This window comes from Algoriphagus ornithinivorans (genome assembly GCF_900115305.1).
GTDB lineage: Bacteria > Bacteroidota > Bacteroidia > Cytophagales > Cyclobacteriaceae > Algoriphagus > Algoriphagus ornithinivorans.
The window spans coordinates 201,612-217,953 of record NZ_FOVW01000008.1 but is presented as its reverse complement, the minus strand read 5'-3'; the positions used below and the strand labels follow the sequence as shown (position 1 = coordinate 217,953).

The following is a 16,342-nucleotide window of genomic DNA, read 5'->3' as shown; positions in this document are numbered from 1 at the left end:
ATCCGATAGAAGAAATGGAATTATTTAATTTAGGAATTCGGTCGATCTTTATCGACAACATGGTTTTCGCTTACTTCCTCGGAATGTGTTCTTTCTTGGCCGTTTCCAAAAAAGTAAGTACAGCGCTAGGATTAGGTGCAGCAGTTATTTTCGTATTGACTGTAACTGTCCCTGTCAACTGGCTGTTGAATGAATTTGTATTGAAAGAAGGAGCTTTGACTTGGGTGAATGCTGAGTTGGCTTCCATTGACTTGACTTTCCTTAGATTTATCATGTTTATCGCGATCATCGCTGCGATGGTTCAGCTGGTAGAAATGGTAGTAGAAAAGTTCGCTCCAGCATTGTATGGTGCATTGGGTATCTTCTTGCCTTTGATCGCTGTAAACTGTGCGATCTTGGGTGGTTCCCTTTTCATGGCGCAAAGAGATTATACCTTGGCTGAATCAGCTGTTTACGGTTTCGGTTCAGGTACAGGTTTCTTCCTTGCGATTGTTGCTTTGGCAGCGATTAGAGAGAAGTTAAAGTATTCTCATGTACCAAACGGTTTGAAAGGTTTGGGAATTACCATGCTTCTAACTGGTTTGATGGGGATAGCTTTCATGTCTTTCATGGGAATAGACTTATAATATCATCAAATAGAATAGGAAAGGCTCTGGAGGAATTCAGAGCCTTTTTTGTTTTTCCAGCGGTTTGGATAGCTGCTGATTGTGATCGTATATTCATAGATCAAACCTTAATTGTATCCCTATGAAATGCCCATTAGGAAAAATCTCACAGAGGGGGATTATTATCTTGGGCATTCCATCTGACCTCTAAAAAACAATTTATAAACAGATGAAAAAACTAAGCTTATTTTTAACCTTTCTGCTCATTTGCTCTTTGTCATTTGCTCAATCGACAGAATGGATTGAATTATTCAACGGGAAGAATTTGGATGGATGGAAAGTCTCTGAAAATCCGAATTCCTTTCAAGTAGTGGATGGTGTCATTAAAGTGGATGGACCCAGAGCACATGCTTTTTATGTGGGACCGGTGGGAGATCATGAATTTGAGAATTTTGAATTGATGGTAGAGGTAAAAACAATGCCTAAAGCCAATTCAGGAATTTTTATCCATACTGCTTATCAAGAAAAAGGTTGGCCTGAAAAAGGATATGAAGTGCAAGTCAATCAATCACATTCTGACTGGAGAAAATCAGGAAGCCTTTATTCTTTCAATGATGTAAGAGAAGTATATGTGAATGATGGCGAATGGTATACTTACCATATTATTGTCAAAGGAGATCAGGCTACTGTCAAAATCAATGATCAGGTAGTCATGGAATATGATGAGTCTGAAGATGCCGACAGGCCTGCCAGCGCTGGAGAGAAGAAGTTTGATAGGGGAACCATTGCTTTACAAGCCCATGATCCAGAATCAGTGATTTTTTATAGAAGTGTGAAGATTAAATTGCTGGATTGATACCTTTGAGTATTCGTACTTGATGAATTAGTAATTCTAATCTTTTCTAGATCTAAATCCATGGGATTCACTTATAAAAGAATTCTGTCCTACTTTCTGAGAGGACTATTATTCATTACTCCGTTAGCCGTTACGATTTATGTGATCTATGCCATTTTTGTCTTCTTAGACAATTTGATTCCTGTGCCTATTCCAGGGATTGGCATCTTAATGGTTTTAGGCTTGATTACTTTTATTGGATATCTGGCAAGTTTATTCTTTACCAAACCTTTTTTTGAATGGTTTGAAAGAGGAGTATTTAAGATTCCATTGGTGAATCTACTTTATACTTCTATTAAGGATTTGATGGGGGCTTTTGTGGGAGATAAAAAGAAATTTAGCTCTCCTGTCATTGTTCAGATATCGGATACACTTTCACGATTGGGTTTTATAACTCAGGAAGATATGTCCGAAATTGGCGAACCTGATTTGATAGCTGTTTACTTTCCACACAGCTATAATGTGTCCGGGAATGTGTTTTTAGTACCAAAGGACAAGGTCAAACCTCTCCATGGAGTGAAAAGCTCAGATGTCATGAAGTTTATGGTTTCTGGTGGGGTATCTAATCTGGGGCATTGATATAATTTCAGTTTCACCCTCATTTTCCTAACGATAATACCTCACAAAAGCTATCCAATCTCCATCCGGAGACCAAGAATGTACATTAATGGTGCCTTGACCTCCATAAAAAACTGGAGTAAGGTCTCTGAGTGTTTTGCTTTCCACATCCAGTAACCGGAGCTTCACATCCTTCCCAAAAGGATGGGCTCCCTTTTGATCTTCTAGATAGGAAATAATCACAGCGCTCTTATTATCTGGGGAAGGGTGAGGGAACCAATTATCCAACTCATCAAAAGTTAGCTGCTCTTGCTGAGACCCGTCTGGCTTCATCCTATAGGCTTGCATTCTGCCAGTTCGGTGACTGTTGAAGTAGATCCATTGTCCATCATAAGAATATTCGGGTCCATCGTCCAAGCCTTCAGAATCAGTTAGCCTGATTTCCGTGCCTCCTTGAGTTGAAATCGCCCAGACATCCCATGCCCCATCTCTTTCTGCACAATACACGAGCGTTTTGCCATCAGGACTGATACCATGCCAGTAGCTCGGATACTTGGGAGTGATAAGTTTGGCTTTTCCTCCTTTTGCAGGAATCGTATAAATCCGGGAGCCCATGCCTTCCTCATTTTTACTGAAGACAATGGTTTTTCCATCAAAACTCAATCCATGGTCATTGTTGATGCGGGTAATTTGATCCGGGAAGATTAAGCCTAGCTTATTTCCATTTAAATCAATTTTTTCCAGCTTTCCGTCAGCATTGATTAATAAATGTTTTCCATCCCGGGTCCAGTTAGGAGCTTCAAAATGCCGTTTTTCCCTCAAAACAACCTTTTCCTCCAGGGTATTTACATTTAAAATGACTAATTCACTTTCAATGGAGGCAGGGACTTGGGACATGGCAAATAAAGATGGAAGCAAAAAGAGCAGGAAGCAGAGTTTGAGGTTCATTTTGGCTAGGTTTGATTGGAATCAAGTTACAAAAGCCTATGAACTCCTAGCTTACCTTTACTGTAAAATCCAGTTTTTCAGTAAACTTTCCTATTTCCCAGGCTACCTGATTTTCCGCTTGTAAGGTATTTTCAAACCAAGTCTGATTCTCCGGTGCAACAGCAATCAACAAACCACCACTGGTCTGAGGATCGCAAAGTTTGACCAAATCCATTCCTTTCACACCTTCTGTTTTGGAATTAAAAGCATTCCAATTTCTGTACGTATTATCAGGGAAAATGAATTGATTGATATAATCTTGTATTCCTTCAATTAAGGGTAGTCTTTCAATTTCTATTTCTGCCGAAAGTCCTGCACCTTCTGCCATTTCGATCAAGTGGCCCAGCAATCCAAAACCAGTCACATCTGTCATGGCATGAACTTCCTCATGATTTCCTAAAACTGCTCCAATTTGATTCAATCTACAGGCAGTATCCAGTAAGTTGAGATAATCCGTCTCTTTAATTTTTTGACGCTTGAGGGCGGTGGCCAAAACACCTATTCCCAGTGGTTTAGTCAAAAATATCAGATCTCCAGCTTTTGCCCCTTTGTTGGTTTTTATTTTTCTCGGATGAACTATTCCGTTGACCGAGAGTCCAAATATCGGATCTTTGGCAGCGATGCTATGCCCTCCTGCCAGTTCAATTCCCGCGGTTTTACAAATACTTTTAGCTCCTTCTAGGACCTTTGCTGCTAGCTCGGGAGCTAGTTTTTCTACAGGCCAGCTCAAGATTGCATTGGCAAAAATTGGTTTTCCTCCCATCGCATAAACATCAGAAATGGCATTAGCCGCAGCTATTCTTCCAAAATCAAATGGGTCATCGACTATAGGTGTGAAAAAATCAACGGTATTGATGATTGCGATATCCTCCGAAACCTGATATACTGCTGCATCGTCTTTGCCGGAATTACCAACCAATAGTTTGGGATCAGTTTGGTTAAATGAATTACTGGTGGTGAGTATTTGATCAAGAATGGCAGGAGCGATTTTGCACCCACAACCTGAGCCTTCGCTCCATTCAGTTAATCGGGTTGCTTGAGTTTCCATGGATCTTGGATTTGGTTTGAATTAAAAGCTCTATTTGCTGGAGAATGTTTTTGTTGCTCAAGTCCAATGAATACGTTTTTTCGTTGGGATGTCGGTTAAGGTCGTATTCGTAAGCCTTATCATAGTAAATTAAGAGATTTTGAATCCAAGCTGCATGGTCTCCTGACTGGATTGCTTCAATTGCCTGCTCCGTTCTTAGTCCTCCTAATTTTTTCTTCAATCGCTTAACGGCAGCTATCAATTCTTCTTTGGGAAGTTTCCCGTATTCATCAGCAATATGCGCTATTCTTTCCTCATCTGTCTTGAAAATATCTATCAGGGGTGCCTCAAGCATTAGCTGAAAAAAATGATCAGGGATAATAATCCTTCCAATTTTTCGGCTTTCGTTTTCCACCCAGATGGTTTGAAGAATATTCATTTGAAGTAATTGCTCGGCCATCAGGTTTTCAAACTGCTCCACAGTAGGTTGAGGCTTTTGCCCTATCGCACCAAATGAGGATCCCTTATGCCTTGCCAGGCCTTCCAAATCAATAACTTGTTCCCCACTTTTAGAGAGCTTCTTTAGTAACAGTGTTTTTCCGGAACCTGTTTTTCCGCCTAATACGATGAGTGTACGAGGTTTTCGAACCTCTTCAAATGTAAAAGTTCTATAGGTTTTGTAGCCACCTTTTAAGCGATACACTTCGAACCCTACCATTCCCAATAGCCAAGATAAAATCTGAGATCTCATTCCTCCTCGCCAGCAGTAGAGTAGGACTTTTCGCTCGGGGAATTGTTGAATTGCTTCTTTTTGGATAAGATGAAATCTAGGGCCGACCAGTTCAAAACCTTTTAAGGTAGCCGCTTCACTGCCTTTATTTTTATAAAGAGTCCCGACTACAATTCTTTCTTCATTGTTTAGAATAGGGAGATTCTGCGCCCCGGGTATATAGCTTTGCTCAAATTCTCCTTCGCTTCGGGCGTCCAGAATAGGTATCGAGGCTCTTAAATCGAAAAATTCAGAAAGAGAAATTATTTTTTCATTCATCTAGAGTCGAATATAAAAAAAGCCACGGGATTTTTCCGTGGCTTCAAATTTTAGAAAGATGCTACTTATAACTGAGCGTCTAATTTCTGAGCTAATACTGCCTTAGGCACTGCGCCTACTTGCTTATCTACGATTTGTCCATCTTTGAAGAACAATAAGGTTGGAATAGAACGGATGCCAAATGCCTGAGCAACTCCTGGGTTAGAGTCTACATCCACTTTTCCGATTACTGCTTTCCCTTCGTAATCACCGGCCAATTCTTCAACTACTGGTCCGATCATTTTACAAGGTCCACACCATTCAGCCCAAAAATCAACCAGAATTGGCTGATCGGATTTGATTACATCTTCAAAATTAGCGTCGGTGATTTCGATTGCTTTTCCCATTGTATAATTCGTTTAGTTCGATTCTTTTATTCAAATATATGAGAGAAAGTTAATCAATCAGTAATTAGTTCCTACCACTTATCATTTTTTGTCTATGAGTCATAGGCAAATACCGAATTCACTTCTCTTACTCTACTTTATAGACTATTTCAGGTATTTCCTTTAGTTCTTTGATCATTTCAGCACTTGGGTCAATAGAGAACTTCTTAGAAAATAATTCAAGGCTGATATTCTCTTTTCTATCGATTACATCGAAATAGAGTTTTGCCTCTCCTTTGTATTTCTGAGTGATTCCCTCCAGTTTCTCCATCAAGTCTAAAGTCAGATCATCCAAGTCAATATTTACCCGAAGGCCTTTGATCATTTTTCCTCTGACCTCAGATAATAACATGATGCTATTGATCTTAAACTCCAAGGAATTTTCATCCCAGCGCTTCTGTCCGACTTCTCCTTTGATAAACAAAAACCAACCTGTCATGAAGTATTCCTTATACTTCACATAATCCTCTCCAAACAAAAAGAAGGTAAAGCCTCCCTGATAGTCCTCCAAACTCAAGGTTCCAAAAGGTTTCCCGTTTTTGGTGGTTCTATGAGCGAAAGAGGAAACTGATCCGGCAAGCCTGATTTCTTTCTTGCTACGTAAAGTTTCCAAATCATTCAGGTCAGGCAAGGAAGCATTGGTAAATGACTCAATTTCCAAACGGTATTGATCCAGCGGGTGACCGGAAATATATAGGCCTACTACCTCTTTTTCTATGTTCAATTGCTGCAATTGAGAAAATGGCTCCATAGGGGCAACTGAAGGAAGTGGAATATCCATACTACCACTACTTCCGCCAAACAAACTCACTTGCGCACTTTCTTCTTCCTGCTGCACCTTTTGTGCATATTTCACGGCCTTTTCGATCAAAGTCACATCTCCATCCGGAGCTTCCAGGTATTGTCTGCGGTGATGTTCAGGAAAGCAATCAAATCCTCCAGCCATGGCTAAGGCTTCCATGGTTTTCTTATTCAAGGCTCTGGAGTTCACTCTTTTGGCGAAATCAAAGATGTTTTTGAAAGGGCCGTTCTTCTCTCTTTCCTTGATGATTTCATCTACTGCCGCTGAGCCTGCACCTTTGATTGCTGCCATTCCAAAGCGGATTTCTCCTGCGGCATTTACAGTGAAGCCATTTTTGGATTCATTGACATCCGGTCCTAATACCGGGATAGCCATCCGCTTACATTCTTCCATGAAAAAAGTCACTTGCGTGATATCATTCATGTTGTTGCTCAAAACTGAGGCTAAGTATTCGGCAGGATAATGCGCCTTTAAGTAGGCTGTTTGATAGGCAATCCAAGCATAACAGGTGGAGTGGGATTTGTTGAAGGCATAGGAAGCGAATGCTTCCCAGTCAGTCCAGATTTTTTCAAGTTTTTTAGGTTCATGCCCCTTCGCTGCAGCCTGATCGATGAATTTGGGTTTCATTTTATCCAAGACATCTTTCTGCTTTTTACCCATGGCTTTACGAAGTACGTCTGCCTCACCTTTGGTGAAGCCAGCCAGTTTTTGTGAAAGAAGCATTACCTGTTCCTGATAAACCGTAATTCCATAGGTTTCCTCCAAATATTCCTTCATGTCCTCCAGATCGTAGGTGATCGGTTCGGATCCATGCTTCCTTTTAATAAAAGAAGGAATGTAGGCCAAAGGTCCTGGTCTATAAAGTGCGTTCATGGCAATCAAATCCGCAAAAACGGTAGGTTTCAGCTCACGCATGTACTTCTGCATGCCGGGACTTTCGTATTGGAAAATGCCGACTGTTTCACCTCGCTGAAATAGCTCATAGGTCTTTTCATCATCTATCGGGAAAACATCCGCATCCAGTTCTATGCCATGACGTTCTTTGACGATTTTGATCGCATCTTTTATCAGGGTGAGGGTTTTCAAACCCAAAAAGTCCATTTTCAGCAATCCGGCTGATTCTACTACCGAGTTATCAAACTGAGTGCAAACCATATCGGAGTCCTTGGCCAATGCGACAGGAACGAAATTGGTGATATCGTCTGGCGTAATGATTACCCCACAGGCATGAATCCCGGTATTTCTTACTGAGCCTTCCAAAACTGTTGCCTGATTGACCGTTTTCGCAGATTCATCCTGCCCTTGAGCAACCCGAAGCAATTCTTCAGCTTTTTGGATCAACTCTCCCTGACCTTTCAGTTTCTCAGAGAGAGCAGCTCGGTTTTTCGCTAGTTCGAATAGTACTTTCAACTTGATGTCCGGAACTAGATTGGCAAGACGTCCAGCCTCTGCTAAGGGCAGATTGAGCACCCTTGCGGTATCCCGAATCGCTGATTTTGCCGCCATGGTACCATAGGTGATGATTTGAGCGACTTGATTGGAACCGTATTTTTTGATGACATAGTCAATAACTCTTCCTCTACCTTCATCATCAAAGTCAATATCAATATCAGGAAGTGAAACCCTGTCTGGGTTCAAGAATCTCTCAAAAAGGAGATCGTACTCAATCGGATCCACATTGGTGATTCCGATGCAGTAAGCCACTGCGGATCCTGCTGCCGAACCCCTTCCGGGTCCCACCGAAACGCCCATTTCCCGGGCAGCTCGGGTGAAGTCCTGAACAATGAGGAAGTAACCCGGATATCCGGTGTTTTCAATGGTAGCCAGCTCAAAGTCTAATCGTTCCTGTATCTCAGGAGTGATCTCAGAGTAGCGTTTTTTGGCACCTTCATAAGTCAAGTGACGGAGATAGGCATTTTCTCCACGCTTACCGCCATCTACATCATCTTGCGGATCTTTGAATTCTTCAGGAATGTCAAATTTGGGGAGAAGAACCTCCCTGGCCAGCTTGTAGGCTTCACATTTTTCGACAATTTCTTGGGTGCACTCAATGGCCTCCGGAAGATCTGCAAAAAGTTTTTTCATTTCTTCTGGAGATTTGAGGTAAAACTCGTCATTCGGGAAGCCGTAGCGAAACTCCCGTCCTCGCTTGCCTACGTATTTTTTGGGCTTTTCTACCAATTCCCCATCCTTGACGCAGAGCAAAATATCATGGGCTTTTGCATCCGCTTTATCATTGTAATAGGTGTTATTGGCAGCGAAATATTTCACATTATATTTCTTGGCAAATTCTAAGAGTACCTCATTGACTTTTTCTTCTTCCGGGATTCCATGTCGATTGAGCTCTACATAAAAATCATCGCCAAACTGCTCTTTCCACCAGATAAATGCTTCCTCTGCTTGAGTTTCGCCCACATTCAAAATCAAAAATGGAATCTCTCCCCAAAGCCCTCCGGTGGTGGCAATCAAGTCGCCCTTGTACTGCACAAGAACTTCCTTGTCTATTCTCGGAACATAATAAAAGCCTTCAATATTCGCGTAGGAGGCTAATTTTGCCAGATTATGATAGCCTGCCTTGTTTTTTGCAATTAAAACAGTTTGAAAACCATCGTCTTTTTGCCCTTTGTTTTTTCGATCTCTGCAGAGGTTAAATTCGCAACCAACAATCGGCTTGATCTCTGCTCCCATAGCAGCTTTGACAAAGTGGAAAGCGCCCATCATATTGCCATGATCAGTCATCGCTATAGCTGGCATATTCATGGATTTTGCCTTTGCAACCAAAGCCGGGATTTCTGAGGTTGCTTGTAGAACTGAATATTGCGTATGAACGTGCAAATGGGTGAATGGGACATCCACCAAGTCAGAAATATCTGCTTTTCCAGCTTGCTTGAGTACATCTTTAGCAGCGGCTTTTTGGCTGTCTTTAGCCTGCGCAAAATTTGCTTCAGCAAGTTTGGGGGCTTCGTAGATTACTTCTGAAACGGCTACACCCTCTTCTGGCTTTTGTACACCCTGCGTAATCAATCCAAAAAAGCATCGGGCGGTTGCATCTACGTCATAAGCTGCATCGTGTGCATCCCCAAATCCTTCTCCGAATAGTTTTTGATGTAATTCAGTTAGGGTAGGCCATTTGAATTTGCCTCCTTTACCGCCGGGGATCGCACAGAATTCAGTGGAAATATCCTTCGTGTCGAGTGGATTGGCCGTTAATGGCATGGGCAATTCAGCCCGGATAAATTCTGAACCGACCACATTGATATCAAACTCGATATTATGACCGACGAGATGCTTAGCCCCAGCTACATCCTTTTCAAAAATCGCCAAGACCTCTTTCAGGTCATGTCCTTCTGCCAAAGCTCGTTTGGTAGAAATACCATGAACCTTTTCGGCATTATAGGGTATAGTAAAACCCTCTGGTTTGACGATGTAATTATGGTTGGAGATCAGTTTACCCTGAGCATCATGAAGTTGCCAAGCTAATTGAACCAGTCGGGGCCAGTTGTCCACATCGGACATGGGGGCATTGTAATCTCGGGGTAAACCGGTGGTCTCGGTATCGAAAATAATATACATACAGCACAGAAAATTGAGGCTTCAAATTAGGTCATTTGAAGGAGTCAAAAAAGTCAAGTGGCAGGAATTGTCGGGGAGAATTAGAATTAAATTCTATTACCAGTTTGGTTTAATATTACCAGAAAAAGTAAAATAAAATTAAGTCAATCATAGAAGCCATTTGATTGAAAAAAGCATTGAAGTTGACTCTTAATACTTTTATCTTTTATCCTCCCAAGGCATATAGACCACTTTTTTGGTCTCAAAAAATTCTTCTTTGAAATAGTCTTCCAAATGATAAGTGACATAGGATTTGCCTGTTTCTTCCATTTCTTCATCCACTTCCCCTCCTTTGAGGTAGAGGATTCCATTGGGAAACTCGTTGAAGTCCTCTTTTTTGATTTTTCCTTTGACCCAAGGATAAAAATTGATCATTCGGGTCACGGCTCTGCTGATCACGAAATCGTATTTTCTAACTAAGGTTTCGGCCCGCACTTGCTGTGCTTCGACATTGCTTAGCTTCAATGCTTTTGTCACTTCCTTAACTACAGTGATTTTTTTGCCAATAGAATCCACCAAATGAAAGTGGGTGTCAGGAAATAAAATAGCCAAAGGAATACCCGGAAATCCTCCTCCTGTACCAATATCCAATACTTTTGTGCCAGGCTGAAATCCCATCACTTTTGCAATCCCCAATGAGTGCAGCACATGATGAACATAGAACTGATCCATGTCCTTTCGACTGATTACATTGATTTTAGAGTTCCAATCCTCGTATAATTCCTGTAATCGGTCTAATTGCTCGATTTGCTTTTCGGTCAGATTAGGAAAGTAGGAAAGAATCAGCTGAGTGCCTGTATTCATTAGATGTGTTTTTCTTTGCCGGAGGCGATTTCATACAAAAGTTCACGGGAGCGGTGAAGTTGGGCTTTCACAGTTCCCAAAGGCTTCTCGAGTTCTTGGGCGATTTCCTCATAAGACAGCTCATCAAAGTATCTCAGCTGAACCAATTTTCGATATTTCGCAGGAAGCTTATCTACAAAGATTCTCACCATTTCTATACGCTGAGACTTGATAAACTCATCCTGAGGATTGTTGTCATCATCTTCCACATCGATATTGACTGCATTCCCACTATCATCAGACATGGTCGTGTTCAAGCTCATGGTTTTGAGCTTCTTTTTTCGAATGAAATCAATGGTATTGTTAGTGGCAATTCGAAATAGCCAGGTGGAAAAGGTGTAGTCTTTTTTGAACCGATGCAGGTTTTTAAAAGCTTTTGCAAAAGCCTCCATCGTCAAGTCCTCTGCATCATCAGCATCCCGGATCATTTTTAGGATCATGAAATAAACAGCCTTTTTATACCGCTTCATGAGGGTAGCATAGGCCTGCTGATCCTTTTCATCCACTGCCTTGTCTATCAGATCAAAGTCTTCCAGTGCTTTGTTAGAAAATCCGCGCTCGTTTACTTCCATTGAATGTCTTTTGACTGGTGAGAAACAGATCCTAAAACCCAAAAATAACCCAAATACAAAAAGTCATTGATCAGGATATTTGCAGGGACTTTGGAACCGTTGATCTTTTTACTTGCTGAGGTGAAAATTCCCAACAATAAAAATGATCTTACTAGAATAATACCGAAAACGATAAGAAAACGTTCCCAGTTGCCCTCCAAACCAAAATAAATCAATAAGCCAAGACCCCCAATCCAAAATAAGGCGTGGGATAATGCATAAAAGCCGATTTTTCGCTTATCCTCTCCTCTGTAATATTTTCCTGCATGCAGATGTCTTTTCTTCTGAACCTTGTATTCTTTCCAATTTTCTTTCGGTTTGGAAAGTGTATTAGCTTCTGGATCAATTACAACTGCAGTGTTTTTCCCGGTTGCATACCGATTTACAAATAAATCGTCATCTCCCCCTTCAATATGCCAAATACCTTTGAAGGCTTTCACTTCCATGAAAAAGCTTCTTCTATAGCATAAATTTCGTCCTACTCCCATAAAAGGAGCTTTCCACAATGCAAAGGATAAATAGTAAAGTCCGGTCTTCAGGGTTTCGAACTGAATCCATTTATTAAGGAAACCACTTACGCGCTCATACCCTGAATATCCTATGGAGAAAACCTTGTCTTGAGTCCTTACCGGTTGGGTCATTTTTCTAATCCACTGATCAGAGGCCGGAATACAATCTGCATCTGTCAATAAAATGACGTCACTTTTGGCCACCTTGATACCCAAGGTCAGGGCATATTTTTTGGAAGTTACGTGAGAGGGCGTGTATTTGACGGTGACTGACCTGAGTCTAGGATAAATCGCCATCATCTCCTCCAGCAACCTTTTGGTTCTGTCTGTACTTCGATCATTGATTACCAATACGTCGTATTTGGGGTAATCTTGTTCGAATAGTTTGGGGATCAGGACTTTGAGGTTTTTGTACTCATTATGAGCCGGAACTACCACCGTGACTGCTTCCTCGTCTGCTGTACTTCCACCAGATTTGGGCAATTTATAGAATGCAGTTCGCCCAAAAATCACCAACAAATAGATGATTTGAATGAAAATGCCAATACCGAAGAGAAACCAAAGTAAAAATAGGCCCATAGGTCAATTTTGCTGGGCAAATATAAAAGACATTTAGGCATTCATTTAAGAATAAGTGGATATTTTTGCAGGCCAATCCCATCATTTCGTGGATGAAGTCCACATCATTGAAAATCAAGAGATGAAGTTTACCTTAAAGCATACTGATCCACAGACCAAAGCCAGAGTCGGTACAGTCGAAACGGATCATGGAACGATTCAAACCCCTATTTTTATGCCTGTTGGAACTGCCGGAAGCGTCAAGGCAGTCCATCAAAGAGAACTGAAGGAGGATATTCAGGCTCAGATTATCTTAGGCAATACTTATCACCTCTATTTGAGACCGGGATTAGATATCATAGAAAAAGCAGGGGGGCTTCATCGTTTTAATGGTTGGGATAGGCCTATTTTGACCGATAGTGGAGGTTATCAGGTTTTTTCTTTATCAGGTAGCCGAAAAATAAAAGAGGATGGGGTGATGTTCAAGTCGCATATTGACGGTTCTAAGCATCACTTTACTCCTGAAAATGTCATGGATATTCAGCGGACCATAGGAGCTGATATAATCATGGCCTTTGATGAATGTACTCCATACCCTTGCGAGTATGGCTATGCTAGAAAGTCCATGGAAATGACCCATCGTTGGTTAGATAGATGTATCACTCAGTTTGATTCTACCACTGGCAAGTACGGCTATAGCCAAACGCTTTTCCCGATTGTTCAAGGCTCAGTTTACAAAGACTTGCGCAAGCAAAGCGCTGAATTTATTGCCTCCAGAGAGCGGGAAGGTAATGCTATCGGAGGACTATCGGTAGGTGAGCCTGCAGAAATGATGTATGAAATGACGGAGCTGGTGACTGATATTTTACCTCAAGACAAACCTCGTTATTTGATGGGAGTAGGAACTCCAGCTAATATTTTGGAATGCATTGCCTTGGGTGTGGATATGTTTGACTGTGTAATGCCTACCCGGAATGCAAGAAATGGGATGCTTTTTACCTCAGAAGGGATTATTAATATCCGAAATAAAAAATGGGAGGATGATTTCTCTGCAATTGATCCTGCAATAGGTAATTATGCGAGTACTTTTTATTCCAAGGCTTATTTGCGGCATTTAACTATTTCTAAGGAGATTTTAGCTGCGCAAATCGCCAGTATTCATAATTTAGCGTTTTACCTATGGTTAGTAGGACAGGCGAGGGAACATATCCTCGCGGGGGACTTTGCCGTTTGGAAAGAGCAAATGGTCAAGAAGGTGAGCACTAGACTTTAATATGAAACTACTCGACAAATTAATCATCAAGGATTTCCTGAAGACCTACTTCTTTGTGGTCCTGATGTTGATTTTGGTGGTTTTGGTGCTGGATTTTACCGAGAAAAACGATAAGTACATTTCCAACCAGGTTCCTGCAGGTGAGATATTGAGGTATATGGGCAACTATGGTCTTTATCTCAATAATTTATTAACTCCGATCACCGTATTCATCTCTGTCATTTTCATTACTTCCAAAATGGCCGGAAGAACAGAAATCATTGCTATTTTAAGTAGTGGGGTGAGCTTTGTGCGATTATTGAGACCATTTTTAGTAGGTGCCGCTTTGATTGGTGGCGTTAGCTTTTATCTGAATGGTTGGGTGCTTCCTTCCGCAACGGAAGGAATGACAGTATTTAAGATGGTCTATTTGGAAAAAGGGGCTCCCAATACAGAGCAAAACATTCATATCAAGGTGGGGGATAATAGCTATGCCTATTTGAGTCGATTTTTTAAGACAAGTAATACTGGATACAACTTCACTTTAGAAACTATTGAGGATGGTAAGCTCTTTGCCAAAATATCATCCGATAGAATAGAGTGGGATACTGCCAAAAATGTCTGGACTTTGATCAATTGGAGGTTGAGAGAATTGAAAGACAGGAAAGAAGAGTGGTCGGTTGGGGAAAAAATGGATACTACTTTGTCTATTGTTCCAGCTGATTTTGGAGTTCCAGAAAATCATCATGAAACACTCAAATTGCCCCAGTTGAGTAAACAGATCCGCATTCTGGAAGATCGAGGAGCAGATAATGTTGAGTACTACAAGATAGAGCGATATGTTCGCTTTATGTCACCATTTGCGGCCTTGATCCTGACCTTTATCGGGGTAATTATGTCTGCGAGGAAAACCAGAGGAGGCTCTGGGTTTCAGATCGCGATGGGGTTCTTACTGGCTTTTGTATACATCCTATTATTTATTCTGTCCAGAACATTTGCAGAAAATGGAGCAGACTATCCTATATTGGCGGTTTGGCTGCCCAATATCATTTTCGCCCTGACGGGATTAGTCTTGTATAAAACTGTACCTCGATAGATGCAATCCAGCACCATCAAAGATTATTTATTGCTTCATTTCATAGTATTGATATGGGGTTTTACGGCCATTTTAGGCTTGTTGATCTCTCTCCCAGCTTTGGAACTGGTTTTTTACAGAACCTTAATTGCATCTTTGGGAGTCACTCTTCTGCTTTTTTGGAGAAAGAAGCCTTTACTTATCCCGACTCCACAGATGTGGAAAGTGCTTGGAACAGGATTTTTGATTGCATTACACTGGATTTTATTCTTTTGGTCTGCCCGTGTTTCTACTGCTTCCGTGTGTTTGGCGGGAATGGCTACCACCTCACTTTGGACAGCCTTTGTTGAGCCTTTTTTCAATCGCACTAAAATCAAATGGTATGAAGTTGCCTTAGGTTTAATGGTGATTTCAGGCTTGATTGTCATTTTCAAATTTGAAACAGGATACTGGCTGGGAATGGCCATGGCTTTGGGTTCTGCTTTTTTAGCGGCCTGCTTTTCCGTGATCAATGGAAGGCTAACTCAGCGTCATAGTCCCTATCAAATCACATTTTACGAAATGGCCGGAGCCTGTTTGTTTACACTGCTGTTTATGCCTATTTACGCAGAGTTTTTCACAGAGGGGAAAGGAATTCAGTGGGCCTGGGTGGGAAATGATTGGTTTTGGTTGCTGATTCTGGGTGGAATTTGTACAGTATATGCATTTTCGGTTTCGGTGGAATTGATGAAAAGGCTCACTGTATTTTCTATCAACTTGACGATCAATCTAGAGCCTGTTTACGGGATTGTCTTGGCTGTTTTGATTTTTGGAGAAAGCGAAAAAATGACTCCGGAATTCTATTTGGGCACCTTAATAATATTGGTTTCTGTTCTAACCTATCCCGTGTTGAATTATTGGAACAAGAGAAGGAAAGCTGTAAGGACTTTGGGTTAAAGTTTGATCAGATCTTCAACTGTTTCGAGTGCCTCTTTTAATTCACTAGAAGTGATTTTCCCCAGTTTTCTTATCAATCGCTCTTTACTAACTGAGCGAAGGTGAAAAATCAATAATTCTGAGTCAGAGCTAAGTCCATTGTCTGGATTCGGAGTTAAAATCGGGTTCCCTTTATACTTTTTGATTTTCGTGGTGATCGGCGCAATCCAGATTACATTCAAATGAGTATTCATCAAATTACCGCTTAGGATTACAGCAGGTCTTATTCCAGCTTGTTCTGAACCCCGAATAGGATTGAGATCAATATACCAGATTTCACCTTGCTTCATGATCTTCTACCTGTTTTAAATAGGAAGCCATACCTTCTTCAGCCATAGATAGCAAGTCTTGATCTTGAGATGCTTTTTGAAATGATTTGATATACTCAGCCCTTTTTAGATGGTCTAGGTATAGTGAAAGCGCTTGCTCAATCAATTTATTTTTCGGCACTGAAAGGTTTTTGGCTGCTGCTGAGAGTTTTTTCAAAAGGTCATCAGGCAAGGAACTAGTGAAAGTCGCCATGAGATTTGTATTTATGATTTTTAAATATAAAAGTTAAA

At 41.1% G+C, this 16,342-nt stretch carries 16 protein-coding genes; 6 read left to right on the top strand and 10 right to left on the bottom strand.

The window, feature by feature from the left end; all coding sequences use genetic code 11:
* The first annotated feature begins 14 nt into the window (after positions 1 to 14).
* From nqrE to BM073_RS14045, 3 genes are all read left to right on the top strand, one after another.
* Positions 15 to 626: an NADH:ubiquinone reductase (Na(+)-transporting) subunit E gene (gene nqrE, locus BM073_RS14055; protein WP_091654953.1), complete on the top strand. Its 612-nt coding sequence runs from the start codon at positions 15 to 17 to the stop codon at positions 624 to 626.
* Between the two features lie 208 nt (positions 627 to 834).
* Complete coding sequence (locus BM073_RS14050; protein ID WP_091654952.1) at positions 835 to 1,461, top strand: 3-keto-disaccharide hydrolase; 627 nt, start codon at positions 835 to 837, stop codon at positions 1,459 to 1,461.
* A gap of 60 nt (positions 1,462 to 1,521) precedes the next feature.
* The gene (locus BM073_RS14045) at positions 1,522 to 2,079 is read left to right on the top strand and encodes a DUF502 domain-containing protein (RefSeq protein ID WP_091654951.1); all 558 of its coding nucleotides are present in this window, start codon (positions 1,522 to 1,524) and stop codon (positions 2,077 to 2,079) included.
* Positions 2,080 to 2,106: 27 nt separating this feature from the next.
* Here BM073_RS14045 and BM073_RS14040 read toward each other — a convergent pair whose 3' ends face one another.
* From BM073_RS14040 to BM073_RS14005, 8 genes are all read right to left on the bottom strand, one after another.
* Positions 2,107 to 3,006 (bottom strand): TolB family protein, encoded by a 900-nt coding sequence (locus BM073_RS14040; RefSeq protein ID WP_091654950.1) that lies wholly within the window; start codon positions 3,004 to 3,006, stop codon positions 2,107 to 2,109.
* 46 nt (positions 3,007 to 3,052) lie between these two features.
* Positions 3,053 to 4,093: a selenide, water dikinase SelD gene (gene selD / locus BM073_RS14035; protein ID WP_091654949.1), complete on the bottom strand. Its 1,041-nt coding sequence runs from the start codon at positions 4,091 to 4,093 to the stop codon at positions 3,053 to 3,055.
* Entirely contained in the window at positions 4,065 to 5,120 is a 1,056-nt protein-coding gene (gene mnmH, locus BM073_RS14030) for a tRNA 2-selenouridine(34) synthase MnmH (protein ID WP_091654948.1), read from the bottom strand. The genes selD and mnmH overlap by 29 nt, the downstream gene beginning before the upstream one ends.
* 65 nt (positions 5,121 to 5,185) lie before the next feature.
* Positions 5,186 to 5,506: a thioredoxin gene (gene trxA, locus BM073_RS14025; protein ID WP_091654947.1), complete on the bottom strand. Its 321-nt coding sequence runs from the start codon at positions 5,504 to 5,506 to the stop codon at positions 5,186 to 5,188.
* Between the two features lie 127 nt (positions 5,507 to 5,633).
* Positions 5,634 to 9,920, bottom strand: a complete 4,287-nt coding sequence (gene dnaE / locus BM073_RS14020) for a DNA polymerase III subunit alpha (RefSeq protein ID WP_091654946.1) — start codon at positions 9,918 to 9,920, stop codon at positions 5,634 to 5,636.
* Between the two features lie 198 nt (positions 9,921 to 10,118).
* The gene (gene rsmG, locus BM073_RS14015; RefSeq protein ID WP_091654945.1) at positions 10,119 to 10,763 is read right to left on the bottom strand and encodes a 16S rRNA (guanine(527)-N(7))-methyltransferase RsmG; all 645 of its coding nucleotides are present in this window, start codon (positions 10,761 to 10,763) and stop codon (positions 10,119 to 10,121) included.
* Positions 10,763 to 11,374, bottom strand: coding sequence for an RNA polymerase sigma factor (locus BM073_RS14010; RefSeq protein ID WP_091654944.1), 612 nt, complete (start codon positions 11,372 to 11,374; stop codon positions 10,763 to 10,765). The genes rsmG and BM073_RS14010 overlap by 1 nt, the downstream gene beginning before the upstream one ends.
* On the bottom strand, positions 11,365 to 12,501 hold the full coding sequence (locus BM073_RS14005; protein WP_091654943.1) for a glycosyltransferase: 1,137 nt from the start codon (positions 12,499 to 12,501) through the stop codon (positions 11,365 to 11,367). The genes BM073_RS14010 and BM073_RS14005 overlap by 10 nt, the downstream gene beginning before the upstream one ends.
* A 121-nt stretch (positions 12,502 to 12,622) precedes the next feature.
* Between BM073_RS14005 and tgt the strand changes: the two genes are divergently transcribed.
* From tgt to BM073_RS13990, 3 genes are read left to right on the top strand one after another with little or no spacing between them, the layout of a single operon-like run.
* On the top strand, positions 12,623 to 13,753 hold the full coding sequence (gene tgt, locus BM073_RS14000) for a tRNA guanosine(34) transglycosylase Tgt (protein ID WP_091654998.1): 1,131 nt from the start codon (positions 12,623 to 12,625) through the stop codon (positions 13,751 to 13,753).
* A 1-nt stretch (position 13,754) separates the two neighbouring features.
* Entirely contained in the window at positions 13,755 to 14,828 is a 1,074-nt protein-coding gene (locus BM073_RS13995; RefSeq protein ID WP_091654942.1) for an LptF/LptG family permease, read from the top strand.
* On the top strand, positions 14,829 to 15,743 hold the full coding sequence (locus tag BM073_RS13990) for a DMT family transporter (RefSeq protein WP_091654941.1): 915 nt from the start codon (positions 14,829 to 14,831) through the stop codon (positions 15,741 to 15,743).
* Here the strand turns inward: BM073_RS13990 and BM073_RS13985 are convergent.
* Together BM073_RS13985 and BM073_RS13980 are read right to left on the bottom strand one after the other, a co-directional pair.
* Positions 15,740 to 16,072, bottom strand: a complete 333-nt coding sequence (locus BM073_RS13985; RefSeq protein ID WP_091654940.1) for a type II toxin-antitoxin system PemK/MazF family toxin — start codon at positions 16,070 to 16,072, stop codon at positions 15,740 to 15,742. The two genes, BM073_RS13990 and BM073_RS13985, sit on opposite strands and share 4 nt — an antisense overlap.
* Positions 16,059 to 16,304 carry a ribbon-helix-helix domain-containing protein gene (locus BM073_RS13980; protein WP_091654939.1) on the bottom strand — a complete coding sequence of 82 codons (246 nt, stop codon included), beginning with the start codon at positions 16,302 to 16,304 and terminating at the stop codon, positions 16,059 to 16,061. The genes BM073_RS13985 and BM073_RS13980 overlap by 14 nt, the downstream gene beginning before the upstream one ends.
* Positions 16,305 to 16,342: the final 38 nt, after the last annotated feature.